This window comes from Corynebacterium comes (genome assembly GCF_009734405.1).
Classification (GTDB): Bacteria; Actinomycetota; Actinomycetes; order Mycobacteriales; family Mycobacteriaceae; genus Corynebacterium; species Corynebacterium comes.
Window position 1 is genome coordinate 320,508 of sequence record NZ_CP046453.1, and the last position, 24,107, is coordinate 344,614.

The following is a 24,107-nucleotide window of genomic DNA, read 5'->3' on the forward strand; positions in this document are numbered from 1 at the left end:
GTCAGGAACGGTCCGCCATCGTCGCACGGATCGGGCGGGCCAGCTGCGTCATTTCCCGACGCCCGCGCAGCTCCACCGACTTCATCACGGTCCAGCGCGCCTGCTCGGCCTCGTTGGCGCCCCGCAGGGTCGCCGCGTTGGTGAGCACCCGTCCCGGGGTGTCCTTGGCCAGGTCGGTCAGGCGGGCAGCGGAGTTCACGGCGTCCCCGATGACGGTGTACTCGAAACGGTCCGAGCCGCCGATGTGGCCGGCGACGACATGGCCCGCGGCGACGCCGATGCCGGCCTGCAGCGTCATTCCCTTGAGTTCCTGCCGGAGTTCGCGGGCGGCGGTGAGGGCGTGGGAGGTGGCGTCGGAAAGCGAGATGGGTGCACCGAACACGGCGAGCGCGGCGTCACCCTGGAACTTGTTGATGATGCCCTTGTTACGGTGCACCACGGTGACCACATGCTCGAAGAACTTGTTCAGCTCCTCGACGACCTCCTCCGGGGAGTGGTTCACCGCGAAGGTGGTCGAGCCGATGACGTCGACGAAGAGGACCGCGACCTTGCGGTCCTCACCGCCCAGTGTGGGGCGCTCCTCCAGGGCGCGCTTGGCCACCTCGATGCCGACATAACGGCCGAAGATGTCGCGCACCCGCTGGCGCTCCTTCAGACCGCGCATCATCTCGTTGAACCCGGCCTGCAGGACGCCGATCTCGGAACCGTCGTAGATGTCGACCTGCGCGTCGGTGTCGCCGCGCCGCACCCTGTTGATCGCCTCCTGCAGTTCCAGGATCGGGTCGACGACGCTCATGATGGCGAAGCTCGTCCCCACGAAACCGGTCACCAGGGCGGCCAGCGACAGGGCGACGACAGCCGGGATGATCTCCGCCGCGTTGTCGGTGAAGAAGCCCTGTCTCTGGCCGAGGATGATCAGCAGGGTGCCGATGAGCGGCAGCGCCGTGGTCATCACCCAGGTCATCCGCAGTCGCTGAGTGATCGGAGGCTCGAGCGTGGAGTCCTCGAAGCGGCGGGCCAGGGCGGAGGCCGCCACCGGTCGAACGAGGCGTTCCGCCAACAGATACGTGATCAGCACGACGACCATGCCGGCCAGCAGCGTCGCCAGCCCGATGACCAGCGACAGGCGCCCGCTTGACGCCGCCGCCACGACCATCGCGATGGCGATGCCGATCAGCCACACCACCGCGCACACCACCGCCTGATAGACGGGCAGGCGCATCACCAGGTTGCGGACCATGTTCGGGTCATGGTCCTCCGGGTGGCGCTGCCAGTCCAACACGGGCCGGAACAGGAACAACGTGGCCACCACGGCGACGATCACCGCGAATGCCAGATACGTCAGCCCGATGACCTCCAGGTGGGGAACCTCGGAGGTGAAGCTGCGCACCTCCGGCATCGGGATGAGGAAACGCACGAACAGCATGATCGCCAGCGCACCAATGACGTTGGCCACGAGCACCACGGCGGCATAGAGGGGCCACGACGTGCCCCACAGCCACTTGATTGCCCGCAACAGTCGTTTCATGGTGTCTAACTCTAACCGCACCGCCCCTCCCGCGTGGGCATGGCTTGACCCCGGGGAATAGGGTGGGTGGGGTGAACACCGTTGCCAGCCGTCTCGCCGACATTCCCGCCGTCCGCGACGTGGTGCTCGCTGCAGCCACCACCGCCCGCGCAAAGGTTCGGGGCGAGGTCACCGAACTCGGCAATGCCATGGCGCACGCCTGGATCATCACCGGCCCGCCAGGCTCGGGCCGCTCCGTCGCGGCCGTCGCCTTCGCCGCCGCCCTCCAGTGCTCCGACCCCGTGGAACTCGGTTGCGGTCGCTGCCGGAACTGCCTCGACGTGCTTGCCGACGCCCACACGGACGTCCTGCACATCGTCCCGAAGGGTCTGTCGATCAGCATTGATGAGATGCGCGAGATGCGGAAGGAGGCGGCCAAACTTCCCACGGTGGCGGGCTGGCGGATCATCATCATCGAAGATGCCGACCGGCTCACCGGCCCGGCTGCCGATGCGATCCTCAAAGTCGTGGAAGAACCACCGGCGCACACCGTCATCATGATGTGTGCCCCCTCCATCGACCCGGATGATTTTTCCCCGACCCTGCGCTCCCGGTGCCGGCACCTCTACGTCCCGTACCCCTCGGTGGAGCACATCGTCGATCTGCTGGTGGCGGAGACCGGAGCCACGCCTGAGGACGCCCGCCTGGCCGCCGTTGCCTCCGGCCGGCACATCGGCCGGGCCCGCCACCTGGTCACCGACCCTGCTGCCCAGAAGCGCCGTGCCACCATCCTCAACCTCGCCGAGCTGATCTTCCACCGGGACGAGGCTTTCAAGGCCTCCACCGCATTCCTGAAGTCCGTGGACAAGCAGGTCAAGGACCTGAGCGACGAACAGGATGCAGCAGAGTTGGAGAAGCTCGAACGCTCCCTGGGCAAGGGTGGCCGCGGCAAGGGAACCCAGAAGGCGATGGACGGTTCCGCCGGCGCCATCAGCGACCTGGAGAAGACCCAGAAGACGCGCCGCAACCGCCGCAAGCGTGACTTCCTCGACCTCGCACTCGTCGACCTGGCCTGCCTCTACCGCGACGCCCTCATGCTCTCGGTGGGTGCCGATGTCCAGCTCACCCACCCGGACTTTGAGGGCCTCTCCAGCGACCTCGCCGAACGCGTCAGTGAGAGCGGACTCGTCGCCTGTCTGGATGCGGTGACCCAGGCCCGTGAACACATCAGCGTGAACGTCACACCGACCACCGCCATCGACGGCATGATCGGGCGTATCCGGCTGGCGTGCGGGGTTTCGTGACCCTTTCCCACCTGCGATTTTTTCGCCCACGTACCGTGCGCTAGAATGGCCCATCGGTACTGTTTGCGCAGCACCACGCCGCCTTAGCTCAGTCGGTAGAGCGTCTCACTCGTAATGAGAAGGTCGCGAGTTCGATTCTCGCAGGCGGCTCCACCATAAAACGGCCGGCCAGAAGAATTCATTCTTCGGGCCGGCTTTTTTGATCCACGTGCCTGGTGGCATGGATTGCACTCCCGCCAGGTCATGCTCAGTGACAACCTGAATCCGGATGAGGCCAAGGCCACCTATGACCATGGCGTTCTCACCGTCCGAATTCCGGCCGCCGAGCAGTCCAAGGCCCGGAGGATCGAGATCGCCACGCCGAAGGATGACGCGCCCGAGGAGATTGAGGGCTGAGGCGCCCTCCGCCGGGTTGATTCACCTCTGGGGTGGCCCTGATGAAGGGCCGCCCCAGAATCCTGTCGGATTCGGCTGTGGCGACCAGTGTCGGTGGCGGAACCGCCCCACCACGGGCCCCCTCAAGTGGGGCGGCCGTGGTATGACACTAAGTGAAACCCATTGACTTCCGTGTTAGGGATCACTCATGCCGCTGTCGTTTCCTCATACCAGGATCGGTTATTTCGCCGCTCTCCTCGCATTGTTTCTCCTGCTGGCAGGTATCGTCTCCGCCCCCGCAGCGGACGCGCAGCAGCGCAATCTGGTGGTCTTCGGGGACTCCGTGGTCGCCGATCCGCCTGTGGGTGAGTACCTGGCGAGGAAGGCTGAGCGAGGTTCCTCTGATTCCGCCGACGGCCGGTTCTGCCCGACCTCCGGGGGCAACTTCGGGGTGCGGGCCGCCGCGAAGCTCGGGCTGCCCGTCTCGGACTACTCCTGCTCAGGCACCACGGCCACCGGCACAAGGTCGTTCTTCGGGGGAGAGGATTTCTCCATCCAGGTCAATCGTGCGCTTTCCGGCGGCGCCCTGACCCCGGCGACCTCCCGCATTGTGGTCTCCCACGGCTTCAACGACACCTACAGCAACTCGATCCTCCCGGTCGCGCAGACCCGTGCCATCTTTCTTGAGGCGATGGTCCCGCAGATCGAGCGCATCCGGGCCGCCGCGCCGAACGCCCGCATCCAGGTCGTCGGTTATGCCACGATCTCCGACAGTGATCACATCTGCCTGTTCAACACCGGGGGTGGTCTGCGTGACCGGACCTACGTCCCGCAGGTCGGTCACTGGGAGCGGCTCGCCCAGGACATGCAGCGCGATCTGGCACATGCCACCGGCACTGAATTCCTGGACATGAAGCCCTCCACCGTGGGCCGTGGCATGTGCGCCGCAGACCACATGCGTAACTGGGCGGGCATCGTCGACGTCAACGCCGGCCCGAACAACCTTCCGTTCCACATGAACGCCCGCGGGCACGAGCATGTCGCGGAGGTCATCGCCCGGAGCTGATCGCCCGCCGGGTCCGACCTATCTCTCCGGCAGGAGCCGGGGGACGACCTTGCCGGTGGCGTTGCGGGGGAGCTCGTCGATGAAGTGGACGTCGCGGGGGATGGAGTGCTCGGCGAGGTTGTCGCGGATGTGGTTGCGGACATCGTCGGCGGTCAGCGCGGTCCCCGGGGCGGATTTCTCGCGGACGATCCAGGTCGCGATTCTGCGGAAGGTGATGTCGTCTTCGACTCCGGTGGAGTAGACGTCGGCGATGCCTGGCATGGCGTCGAGAACTTCGTCGACGGAACGGGGGAAGACGTTTTCGCCGCCGACGATGATCATGTCGTCGATACGCCCGAGGACGCGGAGATGACCGTCCTCGTCGAGGTAACCCAGATCGCCGATGCGGACGAGGTCACCGACCTTGTCCACGGGGATGTCCGGATTGGTGTAACCGGTCAACGTGGTGGAGTTGCGGAGGTGGATCTGGCCGATGGTGCCGGTGGGGACCTGCTGTCCGTTCTCGTCCAGGATCTTCAGCTGCGTGCCGATGGCCACTTTGCCGGAGGTGCTGGGGTCCGCGGCGAGCTCCTCGGCGGACGCGACGGAGGCGAGGGTGAGTTCGGTGGAGCCGTAGACATTGCAGAGGATCGGGCCGAAGCGTTCGATGCTCTGCTCGACCAGGTGCGGGGTCAGCGCGTGGCCGGAGGAGACGATGAACTCGAGATGGGAGGTGTCGTACTTCTCGTTGTCCGGGACCTCCAGCATCTGCTTGAGGAAGACGGGCGAGGTGACCATCGCCTCGAGCTGGTGTTCGTCGATGTCGCGGAACACCTGCTCGGGGTCGAAGACACGGTGGGTGACGATGGTGGCGCGCGCCGCCAGGGCGATGTTGATCGCACTCCAGCCCCAGGTGTGGAAGAGGGAGGCGTGCAGCTGGACGCGGATGTCCGCGCGCCAGGGGACCTTCTTCAGCATGCCGGCCAGCACGAGCGGCAGCTTGGGCTCCGGACGCATGACGCCCTTGGGGATCCCCGTCGTGCCCGAGGACATGAGCACGATGGGCCCGTGCTTCGGCATCGTCGGCAGTGCCACGTTCTCGGTGATCCAGGGGCGGTCGACGATGTCGCGCAGGGTGATGTGGTCCTCATGTTCGCGGCTCTGGTGGCCGACGATGACGTGCACGTCCTGCTTTTCGACGACCGCGGGGTCCAGCCGGTCGAGGAATTCATCGTCTATGACCAGCACGTTGATGCCGTTCTCCTCGATGCAGCCGCTGAGCTGCTCGGGGGAGGATCCCACGTTCAGGAGGTAGATGCCGGTTCCGGCGTAACCCTTGGCCGCGAGGGGGTAGATGATCCCGCGGCCGTTGCGGGCGAGGACACCGAGACGGATGTCGTCGAGGTCCAGTCCGACGAGGTGGCGGGCCAGGGAGCGGGAGTTCTCACGGAGCTGGCGGTAGGTGAGTTCGCCGTCGTCGTCGATGAGCGCGATGCGGTGCGGGGTGGAGAGGTGGCCCTGTTCGACCTCGCGGGCGGTGGTGAACCAGTAACGGCCGAGCACCCCTGCCTGGCCGAGCCCGCCGCCGAGGCCGAGGATGCCCGAGCGGAGGACCGCCGGGAAGAATTCCCCGAGGGCGCGGGCGGTGACCGCGGTGTCGCGGAGACGGGCTTCGAGGGACACGATGGCGGGCTCCTTCAGGTCGGGTGTCCACAACCATAGTTTCTCGGAGCTAATTATCACCACTCCACGGTGATGCCTTTCATACTGCCAACCGCTAAAGTGTTCCGTGACCATTCCGTAACCTGCCGGCGTGGCTGAAGTGGCTGCAGTGACAAACCCGCCGCCATGCTGAACACTGGCTGATACGCAGTCGTTAACAAGGACCGTAAGGACCCCACATGCTCAACCTCCCGTTCGCCCCCCGCCGCCTCCTGGCGGCACTTGTCTCGTCGCTGATGCTCGCAGGCCTCGTCGTTGCCGCACCGGCCTCGGAGGCACAGCAGCGCAACCTGGTGGTCTTCGGCGACTCGATCATCGCTGACACCCCCACGCCGGAGTACCTGGTCAACCGCTTGGGCATGGCGAGCTCCAACTCCTCACTGAGCTCCCTCGGCTCTTCGGCAAGCTCCGGCAGCAGCTTCCAGGGGTGCCCGACCTCGGACAACAACTACGGCATCCGTGCGGCACACAAGCTGGGCGTGCCCGCCTGGGACTACTCCTGCGCCGGCACCACGTCCATCTCGCCCGGCCCGCAGTTCTCCACCCAGGTGGACAAGGCCCTGGCCGCCGGTGCGCTGACCCCCGCCACCGCGCGTGTCGTGGTCACCACCGGTTTCAACGACACCTACAACAACGACAGCCAGGGCGACCAGCAGATCCGCGCCCGCTTCGTTGACGCCATGCGTCCGCAGATCCAGCGCATCCGCAACGCCGCCCCGAACGCGCGTGTCCAGATCGTGGGTTATGCCACCGTCACCGAGAACGACCATGCCTGCCTGGTCCACCTCGGCGCCAACATCCGCGACCGGACCTACGTTCCCCAGGTCGGTCGCTGGGAGCGACTCTCCCAGGACATGCAGCGCGATCTGGCGCATGCCACCGGCACCGAGTTCCTGGACATGAAGCCCTCGACCCGCGACCGCGGCATGTGTGCCGCCGACCACATGCGTAACTGGTCGGGACTCATCGATTTCCACGCAGGCCCCGGCAACATGCCGATCCACATGACCGATCGTGGTCATGAGCACGTCGCCAGCGTGATCGCCGGATCCTAGGCTTCACCCAGGGTCTTCCCACGTCTGGAATGGGTACGCTCGGGACCACCGAGACAACCACCAACGTGAGGAGACCACTCAAGTGAGTACCACCGTCACCGGCATCATCGCCCGCAGCAAGGGAGCGCCGGTCGAGCAGACCGAGATCGTCATTCCGGATCCGGGCCCCAACGACGTCATCGTCACGGTCCAGTCCACCGGTGTGTGCCACACCGACCTGGCCTACCGCGACGGCGACATCAACGATGAGTTCCCGTTCCTGCTGGGCCACGAGTCAGCCGGCGTCGTCGAGCAGATCGGCGAGGCCGTCACCCACGTCGAGGTCGGCGACTTCGTCGTCCTCAACTGGCGTGCGGTGTGCGGCGAGTGCCGCGCCTGCAAGAAGGGTGACACGAAGAACTGCTTCAACACCCACAATGCGTCCAAGAAGATGACGCTCACCGACGGCACGGAGCTGACCCCGGCCCTGGGGATCGGCTCCTTCGCCGAGAAGACCCTCGTCCACGAGGGCCAGTGCACGAAGGTCAACCCCGAAGCGGACCCGGCCGCCGTCGGCCTGCTGGGCTGCGGCATCATGGCCGGCCTCGGCGCCGCCGTGAACACCGGGGACATCCAGCTCGGCGAGTCCGTGGCCGTCTTCGGCCTCGGCGGCGTGGGCATGGCGGCGGTCGCCGGCGCCCGGCTGGCCGGTGCAGCGACGATCATCGCCGTCGACCTGGACGAGCGCAAGACCGAGCAGGCCAGGGAGTTCGGTGCGACGCACACCATCGTGTCCAAGGGCGTGGACGAGGACGGGGTCATCGAGGCGGTCCGCGAGCTGACCGGTGGTTTCGGCACCGACGTCACCATCGACGCCGTGGGCATCATGCCCACCTGGCGTCAGGCCTTCTACTCCCGTGATCACGCCGGCCGCATGGTGATGGTGGGCGTGCCCAACCTGACCTCGCGTATCGACATCCCCGCCATCGATTTCTACGGTCGCGGCGGTTCCCTGAAGCCTGCCTGGTACGGCGACTGCCTGCCGGAGCGTGATTTCCCGGCCTACACCCAGCTCTTCGCCAACGGTCAGTTCCCGCTGGACAAGTTCGTCTCCGAGCGCATCGGCCTCGGTGAGGTCGAGGAGGCCTTCGCCACCATGAAGCGCGGCGACGTCCTGCGATCGGTGGTGGTCCTCTGATGAGCGGCCTGCGTATCGACCACGTCGAGACCTCGGGGAAGTTCATCCTCGACGGCGGGCAATGGGACGTCGACAACAACATCTGGATCGTCGGCGACGACTCCGAGGTGTTCATCATCGACGCCGCCCACGACGCCGCCCCCATCATCGAGAAGGTCGCCGGCCGCAAGGTTCGGGGCATCATCTGCACCCATGCCCACAACGACCACATCACCGTCGCCCCGGAGCTCTCCGAGAAGCTGGACGCCCCGATCTATGTCCACCCGGGTGATCAGATGCTCTGGGACGAGACCCACGCCGGCGTCACCCATGAGGATCTCGCCGACCAGCAGGTCTTCGATATCGCGGGTACGCAGATGCGGGTGTTCAACACTCCGGGTCATTCCCCGGGCTCTGTGTGCCTGTATCTGCCGGAGGCCGGTGAACTGTTCTCCGGGGACACCCTCTTCCACGGTGGTCCGGGTGCGACGGGGCGTAAGTACTCCTCCTTCGACACGATCATCGAGTCGCTGAAGACCTCGGTCCTGGATCTGCCGGCGGAGACGATCGTGCGTACCGGTCATGGTGATCACACCACGGTCGGCGCGGAGGCCCCGCACCTGGAGGAGTGGATCAGGCGCGGCCACTAGGCCGGATCCCCCTGAGAATTCCGGTCGCCGCTGCTAGGGTGCACTACATGAAAAGTCTTGTTACCGGCGGCGCCGGTTTCATCGGGTCCCACCTGGTTGATCTGCTCATCTCGGAGGGCCACGACGTCGTCGTCGTGGACAACCTCTCCCACGGGCGCCTGGAGAACCTCGCCGACGCGCAGGCCACCGGCCACCTCACGTTTGTTGAGGCCGACCTGCTCGACGTCGACTTCGATGCGCTCGTGGACACCCACCGCCCCGAGGTGATCTTCCACCTCGCCGCGCAGATCGACGTGCGGGCCTCGGTCACCGATCCGCTCCACGACGCCGCCACCAACATCCTCGCCACCATCCGGCTGGCGGATGCCGCCCGGAAACACGGCGTGCGCAAGATCATCCACACCTCCTCCGGCGGCTCGATCTACGGCATGCCCGAGACGTTCCCCGTCTCCGAGGACGTGCCCGTCGACCCGCACTCGCCGTACGCGGCCAGCAAGTACGCCGGTGAGGTGTACCTGAACACCTTCCGCCACCTCTACAACCTGGACTGCTCGCATATCGCCCCGGCGAACGTGTACGGCCCGCGCCAGGACCCGCACGGCGAGGCCGGTGTGGTGGCCATCTTCGCCCAGCACTTGCTCGCCGGTGAGCCCACGAGGGTCTTCGGCGACGGCTCCAACACCCGTGACTACGTCTTCGTCGGCGACGTCGTGCGTGCCTTCTACCTGGCCTCGGGCGAGAAGGGCTCCGGGCTGCGTTTCAACATCGGCACCTCGGTGGAGACCTCCGACCGGCAGCTGCATTCCCTGGTCGCCGCGGCCGTCGGTGCCCCCGATGCGCCGGAGCTCGCCCCGGCCCGCCTCGGTGACGTCCCCCGTTCAGCGTTGAGCTTCGACCGGGCCCGTGAGGTCCTCGGTTGGGAGCCGCTGACCCCGATCGCGGACGGTGTGGCCCAGACCGTGGAGTACTTCCGCACCCGGACCCAGGTCTCCCAGGGCTGATCGCGGTATTTGCCCCGGGGGCACTGTGTTTTCCCAGCTCAGCTGTGAGTGGTGTGGTCGATTGGGGCTAAAGGGCGCGCGGGCTATCGCCCGGCGCGGTCTCCCTCGGCGTCGGAAAGCACAGGGAGCACCGGACTCTGCAGGGCGACGGCGCGTGCGAGGCGGGCGTAGCGCAGCTCCTGCTCGCGGAAGCGGATCCACGTGGACATCGTGGTGAACAGGAACGCGACCACCAGGACGTAGAGCAGCAGGTCAGTGCCACGGTCGACGCCGAGCCAGTTGGCCAGGACGGTCAGATCGTCGGGACGCAGGACGGCCCACACGGCGGCGACGATGAAGAGCACGAAACCGAGCTTCACCCCGGCCTTGGCCCGTGCCTTACGGCGGTTGGTCAGGAAGTAGAACGCGAGCACCAGGGTGGCGGCGAGCAGCAGTAACTGCACGAGGGTTGCGATCATGGTCAGAGCCTCCTGGCCAGAAGTCCGTCGGCGAGGATGTTCACGCCGTTGATGAGCGACTGGCCCTTGCTCATCGAGTATTCGGTGTAGAGGATGTCCACCGGCTCCTCCGAAACACGCCAACCGTTGTCGGCGATCATGCCGACGATCTCGGAGGCGTGCGACATGCCGTTCATGCGGATGTTCATCGCGTCGGCGACCTTCCTGTTGAAGACACGCAGACCGTTGTGGGCGTCGGACAGCCCCAGCTTCCGGGTGGTGGGGGAGAGCAGCACCACGGTCCTGAGCACGAGGCGCTTGATCAGGGGAACCTGGTCGTCTGCGGCGCGCGGGCGACCGAAGCGGGTGCCCACGATGATGTCCACGGGCTCCTCGCGGAGGCGGCCGAGCATACGGATGACGTCCTTGACCTGGTGCTGGCCGTCTGCGTCGAAGGTGACGAAGTACTTCGCGCCGGGCTGACTGCGGGCGTACTCCACGCCGGTCTGGATACTGGCGCCCTGGCCGAGGTTCACCGGGTGATTGACCAGGTGGGCGCCGCCGGCGTGGATGCGGGCTGCGGAGTCGTCGGCCGAACCGTCGTTGACGGCCACGATGTTGGGGAAGGTCTTCCTGGCGTTCTCGATGACGTCCTGGATGACCGTCGCCTCGTTGTAGCAGGGGATGACCAGCCAGGTGTCCCGGAAATCGGTGTTGTCCATGATGGTCCACATGGTATCCCGACAGGGACCTATCGGTGGAACAACCTGCCGTAGGCGACGGCGAGGAGGCCCGTCGGCAGCAGGCGGTAGGCCGTCCGCACCGCAAGGTTCGCCCAGGAACGGGGGCGGGAGACCAGCCCGTAGGAGACGAGGTTGCGCTGCATCTGCCGTTCGGCGGTGAACATGCCCTTGCCCGTCCTGCGCTGGAACTGGGCCGGGGAAGTGCGGAAATACGTCAATGGCTCGGGCAGGTTGTGGAAGCGGGCGCCGGTGGACAGCAGCCGTGCGTAGAGGTCATAGTCCTCCATATGGTGGACGTCGCGGTAACCCCCGGCCTTCTCCACGGCGGCGACCCTCATCATCACCGAGGGGTTGTTCACGGGTGAGTTGATGCGCGCGTAACGGGCGATCTCGTCATGGGTCTGTGGCAGGGAGCGCACGGCGACGATCTCGGCCGGGTCGTCGTGGAACTCGGCGAGAGACGTGCCGAGCACGTCGGTGTCGGGGTGCCGCGTGAACCAGTCGAGCTGGGTGGCGAAGCGCTCGGGGAAGGCGATGTCGTCAGCGTCGAGGCGTGCGACGAGTTCCGTGGACACGTTCGCCATGCCGGCCGCCGACGCCCGCCCGGAGCCGACGTTGCGGGCCAGCACCACGGTCCGTGCCTCGGGGTGTGTGGAGACGAAGCCGTCGATCACCTGGCGCAGCTGCGCACCCACGGGACCATCTTCGACGATGACGACCTCATCGGCGGGGCGGGTCTGGCGGGCCAGGGACTCGAGGGCCTGAGTCAGTTCGGCGGCGTCAATACGGTGGTAGACGGTCACCAGCGCGGTGAGATTCAACATGTTCCCGTACCCTACCGGTCCCGCGCGACATTGAGCAGGTACTCACCGTAGCCGGACTTCAGCAGCGGCTGCGCCAGGGCCTCGAGTGCGGCGGCGTTGATGAAGCCCTGGTGGTAGGCGGAGACCTCCGGGCTGCCGATGACCTGGCCGGTACGCTTCTGGATCACCTCGACATAGGACGCGGCCTCGCTCATCGAGTCGAAGGTGCCGGTGTCCAGCCAGACGTCGCCACGCTGCAGTCGCTGGACATGCAGCTCGCCGAGTGAGAGGTAGGCCTCGTTGACACTGGTGATCTCCAGCTCCCCGCGCGCGCTGGGCCGGATGCCCCGGGCGATGTCCACCACGCGGTTGTCGTAGAAGTACAGACCGACCACTGCGTAGTTCGACTTCGGTGCGGCAGGCTTCTCCTCGATCGAGACGGCCTGGCCGAGGTCATCGAATTCGACGACGCCGTAGCGCTCCGGATCGGAGACCTCGTAGGCGAACACGACGCCGCCCTGCGGGTTGCGGCAGTCGGCCAGGGAGGTGGAGAACTGGTGCCCCTCGAAGATGTTGTCGCCCAGGACGAGGGCGACGTCGTCGTCACCGATGAAGTCCTCGCCGATGAGGAAGGCCTGCGCCAGCCCGTCAGGGGAGGGCTGTTCGGCGTAGTCGATCATCAGGCCCCACTGGGAGCCGTCGCCGAGGAGACGTCGGAAAGCTCCGGCGTCCTCCGGGGTGGTGATCACCAGGATCTCGCGGATCCCCGCCTGGATCAGCGTCGACAGCGGGTAGTAGATCATGGGCTTGTCGTAGATCGGCATCAGCTGCTTACTGATGCCCTGCGTGATCGGATACAGCCGGGTCCCGGAACCGCCGGCGAGGATGATGCCCTTCATAGAACGTATAGTGCCAGCCCGACGCGCCAGTTCTGCGGCACGAAACCGGTCGCCTCGATCTTGTCGGTGCTCAGCGTGCTTCTCGACGGCCGCGGCGCGTGCGCCTTCCCCGCGAAGTACTGCTCGCTGCTCACCGGGTGCACCATGTCCGGATCGCGGTGCAGGCCGGTGTACACGGCCATGGCGAGCTCGTCGAAACCCACCTCGTCGCCGCCACCGGTGAGGTGGTAGATGCCGTACTCCGGTCGGGTGCGCAGCAGATGCACGATGCCCCTGGCCAGGTCCCCGGAGAAGGTGGGGCGACCCTTCTGGTCATGGACCACCTGCGGCTGGATGTCACGTTCTGCCAGGTCACGCATGGTGTCCACGAAGTTCTTCCCGTCGCCCACGACCCAGCTGGTGCGCACGATGTAGTGCCTCGGTGCCGTCGCTGCGGCCGCCTCGCCCGCGGCCTTCGAAGCCCCGTACACGCTGAGCGGACCCACCGGATCGTCCTCGGTGTAGGGGCGGCCGGCGGTGCCGTCGAAGACGTAGTCCGTGGACAGCTGCACCAGGGTGAGGTTGTTTTCCGCGGCGATCCGGGCGAGCTTCGCCGGACCCTGGGCGTTGACGGCCCAGGCCGGGGCACGGTCCTCCTCTGCGGCATCGACGGCGGTGTAGGCGGCGGCATTGATGATCGCCGAGTACTGGCGCCACGGGCGCTCGGGTGGGTCAGTGATGTCGAACTCATCCCGGTCGACGAACTCCGCCTCCGGCAGGACCTTCCGCAGCGCTCTGCCGACCTGGCCTTCCGCCCCGGTGACGAGGATGCGGCGCGGGGGGACGGACGGGGCGTCGAGAAGCAGCGGATGGGTACGGTCCTTCTCTGAGACCTCGGTGGGCTCCAGCGGCCAGTCAATGAGCCCGAGCGAGACATTGACGTAGGCGGCGTCGGGCGACCAGTGGTCGTTGACCAGGTAGAGGTAGGTTGTGGCGTCCTCGAGCGACTGATAGCCGTTGGCCACCCCGCGCGGCACGAACACCGCCACGTCCCGGGCGATCTCGACGCTCACCGTCCGGCCGTGCGTGGGGGAACCTTCCCGCAGGTCACACCACCCGCCCTGGACACGGCCGGTACCCACCGTCACCAGCTTGTCCCAGGGTTCCGCATGCAGTCCCCGTGTCGTGCCGGCCTTCGCGTTGAAGGCCACGTTCGACTGCACCGGACGGAAATCCGGCAGGCCGAGCGCGGTCATCGTCTCGCGCTGCCACGACTCCCGGAACCAGCCGCGGTTGTCGGCGTGGACGTCGAGATGAAGCACCATCAGGCCCTCAATGTCGGTGTTCTCAATGTGCATTATTGACCTCTCTCCGCATATCCCTGCTCCACCTGCTGCTTCGCCGGGCGCCACCAGTCCTCGTGGGTCCGGTACCAGTCGATCGTCTGGTCGAGGCCCGCGCGCATGCCCGTTTGGGTGTCGGTGTACTCCGGGGCCCAGCCGAGCTGCTCACGCAGCTTCGTCGAATCCATCGCATAACGCTGGTCATGGCCGGGACGGTCGGCGACGTGCTCATAACCCGGCGCGTCCATGAGCTCACAGATCAGCTCGATGACCGCCTTGTTGTTCACATGGTCATTGTCGGCCCCGATGTTGTACGTCTCGCCGTCGCGGCCACGCTCCAGGATGAGATGGACCGCCGCATTGTGGTCGTCCACGTGGATCCAGTCCCGCACCTGCTCGCCCGTACCGTAGAGTTTCGGGGTCTGACCAGCCAGAATGTTGGTGATCTGTCGGGGGATGAACTTCTCGATGTGCTGGTACGGCCCGTAGTTGTTCGAGCAGTTCGAGATCGTCGCCCTCAGGCCGAAGCTGCGCACCCACGCCCGCACCAGATGGTCGGAGCCGGCCTTCGTCGCCGAGTAGGGGGAGGAGGGGTTGTACGGGGTCTCCTCGGTGAAACGTTTCGGGTCGTCCAGGGAGAGATCACCGAAGACCTCGTCCGTGGAGACGTGGTGGAGCCGGTTCCCGTGCCGGCGCACCGCCTCCAGGATGGTGAACGTGCCCACCAGGTTCGTGTCCACGAACGGCCGCGGGTCCCGCAGCGAGTTGTCGTTGTGGCTCTCCGCCGCGAAATGCACCGTGACGTCCGCCCGCCCCACCAGCCGGTCCATGAGCGCCGCATCGCAGATGTCCCCCTCGAAGAACTCCACGTCCGTCCCGGCCAGATTCGCCCGGTTGCCCGCGTACGTCAGCTTGTCGACGACAATGACGTGGTCCTCCGGGTACCGCTCCCGCGTCATGTGCACGAAATTCGAACCGATGAACCCGGCGCCCCCGGTGACCAGCAGTGTTCTCATGAGTGCCCACTATACGTCGGGGCTGCGGGAACCTTCGCGCCCGCAGGTGGGTCCAACAGTGGTGATGACTACCCTGCCCACCCCTCTGTCCGAACTCACCGCCCGCTGGGCCGCCCACAACACGATGCTTCCCGACGACCCCCGCCTCCTGACCGCCATCCTGCAGAAATACGCACACGCCTCGCCCGGGCATGTCGTGCCGATCGGGGCCCTCCGGCCGGAGAACCTCGCCCGATACGACGCCCAGTTCCACCCCCGCGGTATCGCCTACCCGGTGGGCGCCGCGCAGCGCGGGATCGCCCACCACCGGGAACGTCCCGGTTCACTGATGGCGGAATGGTCGGCTCTGGCACTGCTCGGACTCGATGAGTTCTCTTCCGGCGCCGACACGACGATTCTGTGCTCCTCCGACATGCAACTGGCCGCCGACGCGCTGAAAGCCACCGTGCGGCGCCGCAAGAAGCACCACAAGGCCCGGATACTGCAGGTGGCGGGGACGGTCGTCGCGACCACCGACCACATGCAGACGCTGGCCTCCTGCCTGAGATCGCTGGGCAACAGGGAACACGCCTGGGACACGATCGCGTCCCTGGCGCTCGACCAGCAAACCGTGATGTCCGTCCAGCTCATCGACCGTTTCTGCAACGTCTTCGGGTACAGGCACGAAGAGATCCGGACAGGGCTGGCCGGCCTGTACTCGGCCCGAAGGCTGGAGAAGCTGCTGGCCTTGAGCTGCCCGGGTGCGGAATCCAGGCCTGAGACCATCCTCCGGTTGCTGGCGGAGGAAGCGGTGGGTGATCTGGCCTGGGTCAACTTCGAATCTCAGGTCCCCGTGTACACGGACGGCACTATCGGGGAGCCCGGGGTGATCCGGAAGGAGAGGACCCTGCTCACGGTGTTCGATCAGGCCGACCGGAGGCTGAAGGTGGGGCTGATGCACGACGGCGAACATCACCTCCAGCGGAGTCAGCGGGACAAGGACGCCGAGATCACCGCAGACCTGACTGCCCTGGGCTGGGGGATGCTGCGGACCTCTGCGGGGATGCTCCGACGGACCGCCGACACGAAAAGGCGGGTGCGTCAGGCGGTCCTGAGTGCTGCGGGGAAAGGGGAGGCGCCGAAGTGACTGTATCGGTGATACGTCATGTCAGATTGTGCGGAGGATCGGAAAGACGACCATGGCAGGGAGGCCCCTTTGTCCGTGGCCTGGGCCTATAAAAATACGCGCACTCGTATTATGTGACATTTTCCGAGGGCTCGTCTTTTCGGTCCGCAGTACCAGCCGCAGAAGCCCCCCGCAGCGCCACCGCATGCACGAGACCACCGGCCATCGGGCCCACGACCAGCGCGGTGCACACGCCGGCCTCCAGGGACAGGGGAGCCAGCCACAGGATGCCGAAGGCCACCCCTGATGCGACGATCCAGCCGGCGACGTAGGCGCGGTGCAGCTCGGAGGCGAGCGTGGCAGCGCCGGTGACCATGAGGGATCCCGTGCAGGCGGAGGCGAATGTCAGGACCGCGAGGATCAGGCCGGGCACCTGGAGTCCGTCCTTGAAGAAGTTCTCCAGAATCCACGGGCCGATGAGCCAGGCCAGTGCCCCGCCGACCACGCCCAGGCCGAGGACCGCGCCGATCGGGGCCGCCAGGGAGCTGTACAGGTTCGCGCGATGCTCCACAAAGCGCACGATCAGCGCGGACTGGAATCGCTGCAGGGGCACCAGGATCGGTGCGCGCGTCAGGGTGACGGCGTTGATGATGCCAGCCACGGTCGCCACCGTGCCTGCATCCGGGGTGGAGGTCGTCTGCACGAACACCGGGAAGCCGGTGATCAGGGCTGCGGACGCGCCGGTGGCGAGCATCGCGGAGCCGACGCGTCGGGTGAGCACGGACCGGGAGACGTCGACAAGCGTGCGTACCCGGGTCTTCTGCGACACTAGCAACACGAACAACCAGCTCAGGGCGCCGACGACGGTGATCAGCAGGAAGGCGGGCATACCCCAGCCCAGCTGCCAGGCGAGCATCGCCAGCAGCAGGCGCACGCCGGAGTCGAGGGCGACCAGTCCGGCGTACTGGCGCCAGAGGCCCATTCCGGAGAGCACGCCGGAGAGGACGGCCTGGAAGGCGTAGGTGAACAGGCCGAAGGCGAGGAACGTGGCCGCGACCGAGGTCGGGGCGTTTCCGCGCAGGAGCAGCGGCATCCAGAAGAAGCCGATGACCAGTGCCGCAACCAGCACAATGGAGCCGATCGTGGCGGCCAGGCGCCAGGGGCGACCCGTGCCGGTGCGGCCGGTGTCGCGGGCGGAGGAGACGCCGCGGGTGGTTTCCTGCATGATGCCGTCGAGGAAACCGGTGGCGGCGAAGAAGAGGCCCCAGTAGGCCTGGAAGGCCGCGAACTCGTCGTTACCCAGGGCCCACGAGGCCACGTAGATGACGACGAAGCCTGACAGTGCCGCGAAAACGGTCGCCAGGCTCAGGGCTCTCATCCGCGGGGTTCCGGGAACCGGGGGAGTTCGGGCTGGTGGAGCCACGCGCGCCAGAGATCCTTGACCTCTTGCTCGGGGATCTCCAGCGTCGCGGCCTCCAGGAGGACCTCGCGTTTGAGGTCGACCGGCTCGACGACGGAATGGGCACCGGCGGCGACGTAGCGGCGGAGCATGCGGAAGAAGGGGGCGTCGCCGAGCAGGACGCGCAGGGCGTGGACGGTCAGGGCACCGCGCTTGTACACGCGGTCGTCGAACATGTCGCGGGGGCCCGGGTCGGAGATGATGAGGTCCTGCGGCTCCGCGGCGAGCTCGTCGTAGTGTTCACGGGCGGAATCGTCGGCGGGGCGGCCGGCGGAGTGCTCGAACCACAGCCACTCGGAGTAGCAGGCGAAGCCTTCGTTGAGCCAGATGTCGTTCCACTGCGCCAGGCCGAGGGAGTTGCCGAACCACTGGTGGGACAGCTCGTGGGCGATGAGGCGCTCCCAGGTGCGGTCGCCCTGGATGTGGTTGGAGCCGAACACGGACAGGCCCTGGGCCTCCAGCGGGATCTCCAGCTCGTCCTCGGTGACGATGACGGAGTAGGAGTTGAAGGGGTACGGGCCGAACAGCTCGGTGTAGAGGGCGAGCATGCGGGCCTGGTCCGCGAATTCCTCGCGGGCTGATTCCCTCAGCTCGGCCGGGACCCAGGCGCGGACGGGAATGTCGCCGGGTGCAGAGAGTCCGAGCTGGATGTATTCGCCGATCTGGACGGTGGCCAGGTAGGAGGCCATGGGGTGGCCGACCCGGTAGTGCCAGGTGGTGCACGAGCCCGCGGTCTTCTTCGACACCAGGCTGCCGTTGACGGCGACGACGTGGGGGTTGTCGGTGGTGACGACGATCTCGTAGAGCGCCTTCTCGTCGGGGGTGTCGTCGCAGGGGAACCAGCTGGGTGCGCCGATGGGCTGTGAGGCGACCAGTGCACCGTTCTCCAGTTCCTCCCACCCGATGTCGCCCCACGGGGAGCGGATCGGGCGGGGGGTGCCGGCGTAGCGGATGGCCAGGGAGAACTCGGAATCCACCGGGATCTCCTGGGCGAAGGTGATGCGCAGCTTGCCGCCCGACTGACGGAAGCGGGCGACTTTCACTGTGTGTCCTGCGCTGCCTTGGGCGGTGATGCGGGTGACGCGCATGCTGGGGGCGAGATCCAGCGTCATGGAGGCGAGGGGCTTCCAGTTGTCCAGGTGCAGCGTCGCGATGCCGCTGAGGTTGTTCGGACCGACCCGGTAGTTGATGTCCAGGTGGTAGGAGCGGACGTGGAAGCCGAGGTTGAAGTCGATTCCGGTGTAGTCGTCACGCGTGCCGGGAATGGGGGTGGAGCGCAGCCTTCTGTTGTTCATGGTGTGGAAGATGTTACCGAGCACCTATCCGACGTGCTTGTTCAGCCACTCGAAGATGAGCGCCTCCACCCGTGCCACCTGTTTGTTGTCGGCCGCGCCGGCGTGGCCGCCCTCGGTGTTCTCGAAGTAGTCGACCGGCTGTCCGGCCTCGCGCAGCGCGTGGGCGAACAGGCGCGCGTGCGCCGGGTGGACGCGGTCGTCACGGGTCGAGGTGGTCACCAGCGCGGGCGGGTAGTCGCTTGTCGACGCCACGTTGTGCAGCGGCGACCACGTCTCGATCGCCGCCCGCTCCTCCGGATTCCCCGGGTCACCGTACTCGGCCATCCAGGACGCACCTGCCGACCAGGTGTGGTAGCGCAGCATGTCGGTCAGGGGCACCTGGATGACGGCCGCACCGAAGCATTCCGGGTACTGCGTGAGTGCCCCGGAGGTGAGCAGCCCGCCGTTGGAGCCGCCGCGGATGGCGATCTGCTCCCGCCTGGCGTAGCCCCGCGTCACCAGGTCCTCCAGGACGGCCCGGTGGTCCTCCCAGACCTTGTGCCGGTTGGTCTTGACCACCTGGGTGTGCCAGGTCGGCCCGAACTCGCCGCCGCCGCGGAGGTTGGGCTGGACGAAGTATCGGCCGGCCTCGAGCCAGCCGATGCCACGCACCGCGGAGTATCCGGGGGTGAGGGACACCTCGAAGCCGCCGTAACCGCCGACCAGGGTCGGGCGCGGACCGAGGGAGAAGTTGCCGGTGATGAAGTAGGGGAGTCGGGTGCCGTCGGCGGAGGTCACCCAGTGCTGGCGGGTTTCCAGACCGGCCGCGTCGAAAAGCGCGGGGGAGCGGCGGACGAGCTCCGGGGTCACACCGTCGGACAGGTCCAGGCGGTAGAGCGTCGTCGGTTCGGTGAAGGAGGAGGTGGTCAGCCACACCTCATCGCCGTCGAGTGGGCTGGTGGCCACGACGGAGGCGGTGACCAGCGTCGGCAGCTCCAGGTCCCGACTTTCCGTGGTGGGCTCGTCGAGGGGGTGGATGATCAGGCGGGTGGCGACGTCATCGAGCAGCGTCAGCACCAGCCAGTTCCGGGTGAACGCCGTGGCCTGCATCGACACGTGTTCGGTCGGGGTGAACACCGGCCGGATGTCGCGCTCGCCTGCGAGGAATCGTGCCAGTTCGATCACGCCCAGGCCGCCGGCGGGGATGCCGGCGTACTCCTCACGCGGGGCGACGAAGAGCCACTGACGGTGGATGGTCGTCTGGCAGTCCTCCGGCAACTCGAGGACCTGGAGCGGGGCGTCCGGGTCGAGCGGGGCCACGCACTGGCGGGTGCGGTAGAAGTCGAGCGCGCGGGAGACGATGATCCGCCCGTACCCGGGGGTGGTGTCCGCCCACGCGCCCACGGCGACGTCCTCGCGGTGGCCGGAGGTGTACACGGGGGCGTCGAGAAGCTCTGTGCCGCGGCGCCACACGCGCACCTGCGCGGGGTAACCCGAGGCGGTCAGGGATCCCTCGCCGGTGTCGGTGCCCACGAGCAGGGTGTCCAGGTCGATCCAGCTGACGTCGGTCTTGGCTTCGGGCAGCTCGAAGGGGTGGTCGTCCACGAAACCGCCCGCCACCAGGTCGAACTCGCGGACCACGGTGGCGTCGGCGCCGCCCCGGGACAGGCGTAGGAGCGCGCGGTCAGCATCCGGGGTGCGCACATGGGCTCCCTTCCACACCCAGTTCTCCTCCTCTTCTGCGGCGAGCCTGTCGACGTCGACGAGCACCTCCCACTCCGGCGAATCGGAGAGGTAGGACGGCAGCGTGGTGCGGCGCCACAGGCCGCGGACATGCTGGGCGTCACGCCAGAAGTTGTAGAGCCATTCGCCGCGCCGGGTGACGAAGGGGATGCGGTCATCCACGTCCAACGCGGCCAGGATCCGATCGCGCAGCTCAGGGTTGGCTGATGCGTTCTCTGTGGTGGTCGACCATTCCTCGGCCCAGGTCAAGGCTTCGGGGGAGTCGATGATTTCGAGGGCCTGGAGGAGCTCGGAAGAGTCGGTCATGGCATCCAGGCTACGTGCGGGGCACGGGGGAAAGACGAAGGCACCGCCCACCGGGTGGTGGGCGGTGCCTGTCAGCGGCCTGCGACTAGACGTTCAGTGCGCGGGCGAAGGTCGGCCAGGACTTCTCCAGATCGTCGATCCAGTAGTTCCAGGAGTGGGTACCGGTCGGACGCAGGTTCCAGTCGGCCGGGATGCCCAGTTTATCGAGCTTGGCCTTCAGGTTGTGAGTGCAGATGTTGGTCGTGGCCTCGATGATGCCGCCCTCGACGATGAGGGTGCCGGCACCGGCGGAGGCTGCGTTCGGGTCGTAGCCCTGATCGATGTAGTAGCCCGGCATGTCCCACTCGCCGGCGAGGCCGGTGGCGTTGGAGATGTAGAGCTCGGTGCCACGCAGGCCCTCGGCGTTGATGAGGGCGTCGTTGGCGACGTTGTGCGGGCTGCCCATCGGGCCGAGCATCTGGGCGGCGGTGACGCCGGCACGGTCGACGGTCAGCTGGGCGGTGGTGTAGCCCAGCGGGCTGGCGGTCTCGGCGCAACCGGAGAAGGAACCGGCGACGTCGAAGAAGCCCTGCTCAGCCTTCTCCGCCAGGAGCAGGGATGAGGTGGCGGACATGGAGTAGCCGCCGATGCCACGCTTGCCGTTGGCATTCATGAAGTACTCGATGTCCTGGGGCAGCTCGTGGAGCAGGAAGGTCTCCCACAGCTGCTTGCCCTCGAGGTAGCCGTTACCCGGCTCCGGGGACTCGTCCGCCCAGTTCATGTAGTACGAGAACGCGCCCTCCATGGGGATGACGACGTTGACGTTCTTGTCCTCGTAGAAATCCACGATCGGAGCGGAGGTGATCCAGTCCAGGTTCTGCTCTGCGCCGCCGGCGCCGTTCAGCATGTAGATGGTCGGGCGGGACTCGTTGAAAGTGCCGTCCGGGGTGATGATGGCGACGGGGATGTTACGTTCCATCGAGTCGGACCATGCATCCACATGGAGAACGCGATCGTTGTCCGCGGTCTCCTGGCGCCAATCGCGGGAGTCCTCGGTGATCGTGGACTTGTCGCGGACGACGATATCCGGGGTCGGCTTGCCCACTGATGCGTCGGACACCGGAGCTGCGAGAACAGATGCGCCTATGGTGAGGGCCGCGATCGGTGCGGAAATCTTGCGGAGGAACTTCATGGAGTAGCTTCCTTGTGTCGTGTTTCTACCGAGTACGGTTTCTGTCTTGGCTCTACGACGCACGCCAGCAGGAAGCTGTGTGCGTTCACAGGGGTACATCGTAGTGACTGTCCCGTATGTTAACGGCCCACCCCCGAAAGTGCAGAGGTGCGGGGGTGATTTCCGTGATGGTGGCGATATTCAAGTTACAGAAGTTATGGATGGTGAGCAAGGGTTAGCTGTGTCATAATGCTGGGAGATCGTTCTCGGTGGCCCCTGTAACGCTTGGCCGGGAATCGGCGCTAATAACTACTGGAAGCCTGCAGAAAACCACAGAAAGAAGTCACTCATGACCCCCTTCGAGCAGATCATCGTCGCCATCTTCACCTTCATCGGCCCGGGAGTCCACGGGATGTCCTCCGCCTCCTCCCAGGCGGCACTGGCACTCGGCCTGTTCTAGTCGCCAACTTCTTCTCGACGCCTCGGCCACACGGCCGGGGCGTCTTCTCGTTTTTTGGGGGCACTCACCGGTGACACGGGTGTGCCGGTCACCTATCCTGGGAGACGTGACTGAACATTATGACGTTGTAGTACTCGGTGCGGGTCCCGGCGGCTACGTCGCCGCCATCCGTGCAGCCCAGCTCGGCAAGAAAGTTGCCGTCGTCGAGAAGCAGTACTGGGGCGGAGTCTGCCTCAACGTTGGCTGCATCCCCTCGAAGGCGCTGATCAAGAATGCCGAGGTCGCCCACACCTTCACCCATGAGAAGAAGACGTTCGGCATCAAGGGCGAGGTCTCCTTCAACTACGAGGACGCCCACAAGCGTTCGCGTCAGGTGTCGGACAAGATCGTCGGTGGCGTCCATTACCTGATGAAGAAGAACAGCATCACCGAGGTCGACGGCTTCGGCGCCTTCAAGGACGCCAACACCATTGAGGTCACCGAGGGCAAGGACGCCGGCAAGGTGCTCACCTTCGATGACTGCATCATCGCCACCGGTTCCATCGTCAACAACCTCCGCGGCGTCGAGTTCTCCGAGAACGTCGTCTCCTACGAGGAACAGATCCTCAACCCGGTCGCCCCGGAGAAGATGGTCATCGTCGGCGCGGGCGCCATCGGCATGGAGTTCGCCTACGTGCTCGGCAATTACGGCGTCGACGTGACGGTCATCGAGTTCATGGACCGCGTCCTGCCGAACGAGGACGCCGAGGTCTCCAAGGTCATCGCCAAGGCCTACAAGAAGATGGGCGTCAAGCTCCTCCCGGGCCACGCCACCACCGCCGTGCGTGACAACGGCGACTCCGTCGAGGTCGACTACCAGAAGAAGGGCTCGGACAAGACGGAGACCCTCACCGTCGACCGGGTCCTCGTCTCCGTCGGATTCCGCCCCCGGGTCGAGGGCTTCGGCCTGGAGAACACCGGCGTCGAGCTCACCGACCGGGGCGCCATCGCCATCGACGACTTCATGCGCACCAATGTCCCGCACCTCTACGCCATCGGTGACGTCACCGCGAAGCTCCAGCTCGCGCACGTGGCCGAGGCCATGGGCATCGTCGCCGCCGAGACCATCGCCGGCGCCGAGACCCAGGCCCTGGGCGACTACATGATGCTGCCGCGCGCCACCTTCTGCAACCCGCAGGTCGCCTCCTTCGGCTACACCGAGGAGCAGGCCAAGGAGAAGTGGCCGGACCGCGAGATCAAGGTCTCATCCTTCCCGTTCTCCGCGAACGGCAAGGCAACCGGCCTGGCAGAGACCGAGGGCTTCGCCAAGATCGTCGCCGACGCCGAGTTCGGCGAGCTGCTGGGTGGACACCTCGTCGGCGCCAACGCCTCTGAACTGCTGAACGAGCTGGTTCTGGCGCAGAACTACGACCTCACCACCGAGGAGATCAGCCGCAGCGTCCATATCCACCCGACGCTCTCGGAGGCCGTCAAGGAAGCCGCCCACGGCATCAGCGGACACATGATCAACTTCTAAGGGGGCACCTCGCTCCCACGAACAAGGGGTCTCCCACCGGAGGCCCCTTCTTCCTTTTC

The 24,107-nt window shown here is 66.4% G+C and carries 21 protein-coding genes and 1 tRNA gene; 10 read left to right on the plus strand and 12 right to left on the minus strand.

The features are described 5' to 3' along the window. Position 1: 1 nt before the first annotated feature. Entirely contained in the window at positions 2-1,528 is a 1,527-nt protein-coding gene (locus tag CETAM_RS01595) for an adenylate/guanylate cyclase domain-containing protein (protein WP_156226768.1), read from the minus strand. A gap of 71 nt (positions 1,529-1,599) precedes the next feature. Between CETAM_RS01595 and CETAM_RS01600 the strand changes: the two genes are divergently transcribed. The 4 genes from CETAM_RS01600 to CETAM_RS01615 all read left to right on the plus strand — a co-directional run bounded on the left by CETAM_RS01600 (position 1,600) and on the right by CETAM_RS01615 (position 4,252). Continuing rightward, positions 1,600-2,811 (plus strand): DNA polymerase III subunit delta', encoded by a 1,212-nt coding sequence (locus CETAM_RS01600; RefSeq protein ID WP_269076381.1) that lies wholly within the window; start codon positions 1,600-1,602, stop codon positions 2,809-2,811. A 77-nt stretch (positions 2,812-2,888) separates the two neighbouring features. Beyond that, positions 2,889-2,964 (plus strand) — tRNA-Thr (locus CETAM_RS01605). 72 nt (positions 2,965-3,036) lie between these two features. Then, positions 3,037-3,207: an Hsp20/alpha crystallin family protein gene (locus CETAM_RS01610; RefSeq protein ID WP_269076382.1), complete on the plus strand. Its 171-nt coding sequence runs from the start codon at positions 3,037-3,039 to the stop codon at positions 3,205-3,207. 187 nt (positions 3,208-3,394) lie between these two features. Continuing rightward, complete coding sequence (locus CETAM_RS01615; protein ID WP_156226771.1) at positions 3,395-4,252, plus strand: GDSL-type esterase/lipase family protein; 858 nt, start codon at positions 3,395-3,397, stop codon at positions 4,250-4,252. 18 nt (positions 4,253-4,270) lie between these two features. Here CETAM_RS01615 and CETAM_RS01620 read toward each other — a convergent pair whose 3' ends face one another. Continuing rightward, positions 4,271-5,914 (minus strand): AMP-binding protein, encoded by a 1,644-nt coding sequence (locus CETAM_RS01620; protein ID WP_231587548.1) that lies wholly within the window; start codon positions 5,912-5,914, stop codon positions 4,271-4,273. Positions 5,915-6,132: 218 nt separating this feature from the next. On the opposite strand from CETAM_RS01620, the gene CETAM_RS01625 reads away from it, so the two are divergent. The 4 genes from CETAM_RS01625 (at position 6,133) to CETAM_RS01640 (ending at position 9,815) form a co-directional block, all read left to right on the plus strand. After that, positions 6,133-7,008 carry a GDSL-type esterase/lipase family protein gene (locus CETAM_RS01625; protein ID WP_156226773.1) on the plus strand — a complete coding sequence of 292 codons (876 nt, stop codon included), beginning with the start codon at positions 6,133-6,135 and terminating at the stop codon, positions 7,006-7,008. Between the two features lie 82 nt (positions 7,009-7,090). Then, positions 7,091-8,185, plus strand: coding sequence for an S-(hydroxymethyl)mycothiol dehydrogenase (locus tag CETAM_RS01630; protein WP_156226774.1), 1,095 nt, complete (start codon positions 7,091-7,093; stop codon positions 8,183-8,185). Further along, a complete protein-coding gene (locus CETAM_RS01635) occupies positions 8,185-8,814 on the plus strand; it encodes an MBL fold metallo-hydrolase (RefSeq protein ID WP_156226775.1) in 630 nt (209 codons plus the stop codon). The genes CETAM_RS01630 and CETAM_RS01635 overlap by 1 nt, the downstream gene beginning before the upstream one ends. 47 nt (positions 8,815-8,861) lie before the next feature. After that, the gene (locus CETAM_RS01640) at positions 8,862-9,815 is read left to right on the plus strand and encodes an NAD-dependent epimerase/dehydratase family protein (RefSeq protein ID WP_156226776.1); all 954 of its coding nucleotides are present in this window, start codon (positions 8,862-8,864) and stop codon (positions 9,813-9,815) included. 83 nt (positions 9,816-9,898) lie between these two features. Here CETAM_RS01640 and CETAM_RS01645 read toward each other — a convergent pair whose 3' ends face one another. From CETAM_RS01645 to rfbB, 6 genes are read right to left on the minus strand one after another with little or no spacing between them, the layout of a single operon-like run. Then, on the minus strand, positions 9,899-10,273 hold the full coding sequence (locus CETAM_RS01645) for a DUF2304 domain-containing protein (protein WP_156226777.1): 375 nt from the start codon (positions 10,271-10,273) through the stop codon (positions 9,899-9,901). Between the two features lie 2 nt (positions 10,274-10,275). Continuing rightward, entirely contained in the window at positions 10,276-10,974 is a 699-nt protein-coding gene (locus CETAM_RS01650; RefSeq protein ID WP_156226778.1) for a glycosyltransferase family 2 protein, read from the minus strand. Between the two features lie 29 nt (positions 10,975-11,003). Continuing rightward, positions 11,004-11,819 (minus strand): glycosyltransferase, encoded by an 816-nt coding sequence (locus CETAM_RS01655; RefSeq protein ID WP_156226779.1) that lies wholly within the window; start codon positions 11,817-11,819, stop codon positions 11,004-11,006. A gap of 11 nt (positions 11,820-11,830) precedes the next feature. Continuing rightward, a complete protein-coding gene (gene rfbA, locus CETAM_RS01660) occupies positions 11,831-12,697 on the minus strand; it encodes a glucose-1-phosphate thymidylyltransferase RfbA (protein WP_156226780.1) in 867 nt (288 codons plus the stop codon). After that, positions 12,694-14,034, minus strand: a complete 1,341-nt coding sequence (gene rfbD, locus CETAM_RS01665; RefSeq protein WP_156226781.1) for a dTDP-4-dehydrorhamnose reductase — start codon at positions 14,032-14,034, stop codon at positions 12,694-12,696. Before rfbD ends, rfbA begins: the two co-directional genes overlap by 4 nt. Continuing rightward, positions 14,034-15,035: a dTDP-glucose 4,6-dehydratase gene (rfbB, locus tag CETAM_RS01670; protein ID WP_156226782.1), complete on the minus strand. Its 1,002-nt coding sequence runs from the start codon at positions 15,033-15,035 to the stop codon at positions 14,034-14,036. Before rfbB ends, rfbD begins: the two co-directional genes overlap by 1 nt. A gap of 64 nt (positions 15,036-15,099) precedes the next feature. On the opposite strand from rfbB, the gene CETAM_RS01675 reads away from it, so the two are divergent. Next, complete coding sequence (locus tag CETAM_RS01675) at positions 15,100-16,161, plus strand: hypothetical protein (protein WP_156226783.1); 1,062 nt, start codon at positions 15,100-15,102, stop codon at positions 16,159-16,161. A gap of 109 nt (positions 16,162-16,270) precedes the next feature. Here the strand turns inward: CETAM_RS01675 and CETAM_RS01680 are convergent, their stop codons facing one another. The 4 genes from CETAM_RS01680 to CETAM_RS01695 all read right to left on the minus strand — a co-directional run bounded on the left by CETAM_RS01680 (position 16,271) and on the right by CETAM_RS01695 (position 22,093). Further along, positions 16,271-17,518 (minus strand): polysaccharide biosynthesis protein, encoded by a 1,248-nt coding sequence (locus tag CETAM_RS01680; protein WP_156226784.1) that lies wholly within the window; start codon positions 17,516-17,518, stop codon positions 16,271-16,273. Continuing rightward, positions 17,515-18,894 (minus strand): M1 family metallopeptidase, encoded by a 1,380-nt coding sequence (locus CETAM_RS01685; RefSeq protein WP_156226785.1) that lies wholly within the window; start codon positions 18,892-18,894, stop codon positions 17,515-17,517. Before CETAM_RS01685 ends, CETAM_RS01680 begins: the two co-directional genes overlap by 4 nt. 24 nt (positions 18,895-18,918) lie before the next feature. Beyond that, entirely contained in the window at positions 18,919-20,922 is a 2,004-nt protein-coding gene (locus CETAM_RS01690) for a prolyl oligopeptidase family serine peptidase (RefSeq protein WP_156226786.1), read from the minus strand. Between the two features lie 85 nt (positions 20,923-21,007). Beyond that, positions 21,008-22,093, minus strand: coding sequence for an alpha/beta hydrolase (locus tag CETAM_RS01695; protein ID WP_156226787.1), 1,086 nt, complete (start codon positions 22,091-22,093; stop codon positions 21,008-21,010). 545 nt (positions 22,094-22,638) lie between these two features. Here CETAM_RS01695 and lpdA point away from each other — a divergent pair. Continuing rightward, positions 22,639-24,048 carry a dihydrolipoyl dehydrogenase gene (gene lpdA, locus CETAM_RS01700; protein WP_156226788.1) on the plus strand — a complete coding sequence of 470 codons (1,410 nt, stop codon included), beginning with the start codon at positions 22,639-22,641 and terminating at the stop codon, positions 24,046-24,048. Positions 24,049-24,107: the final 59 nt, after the last annotated feature.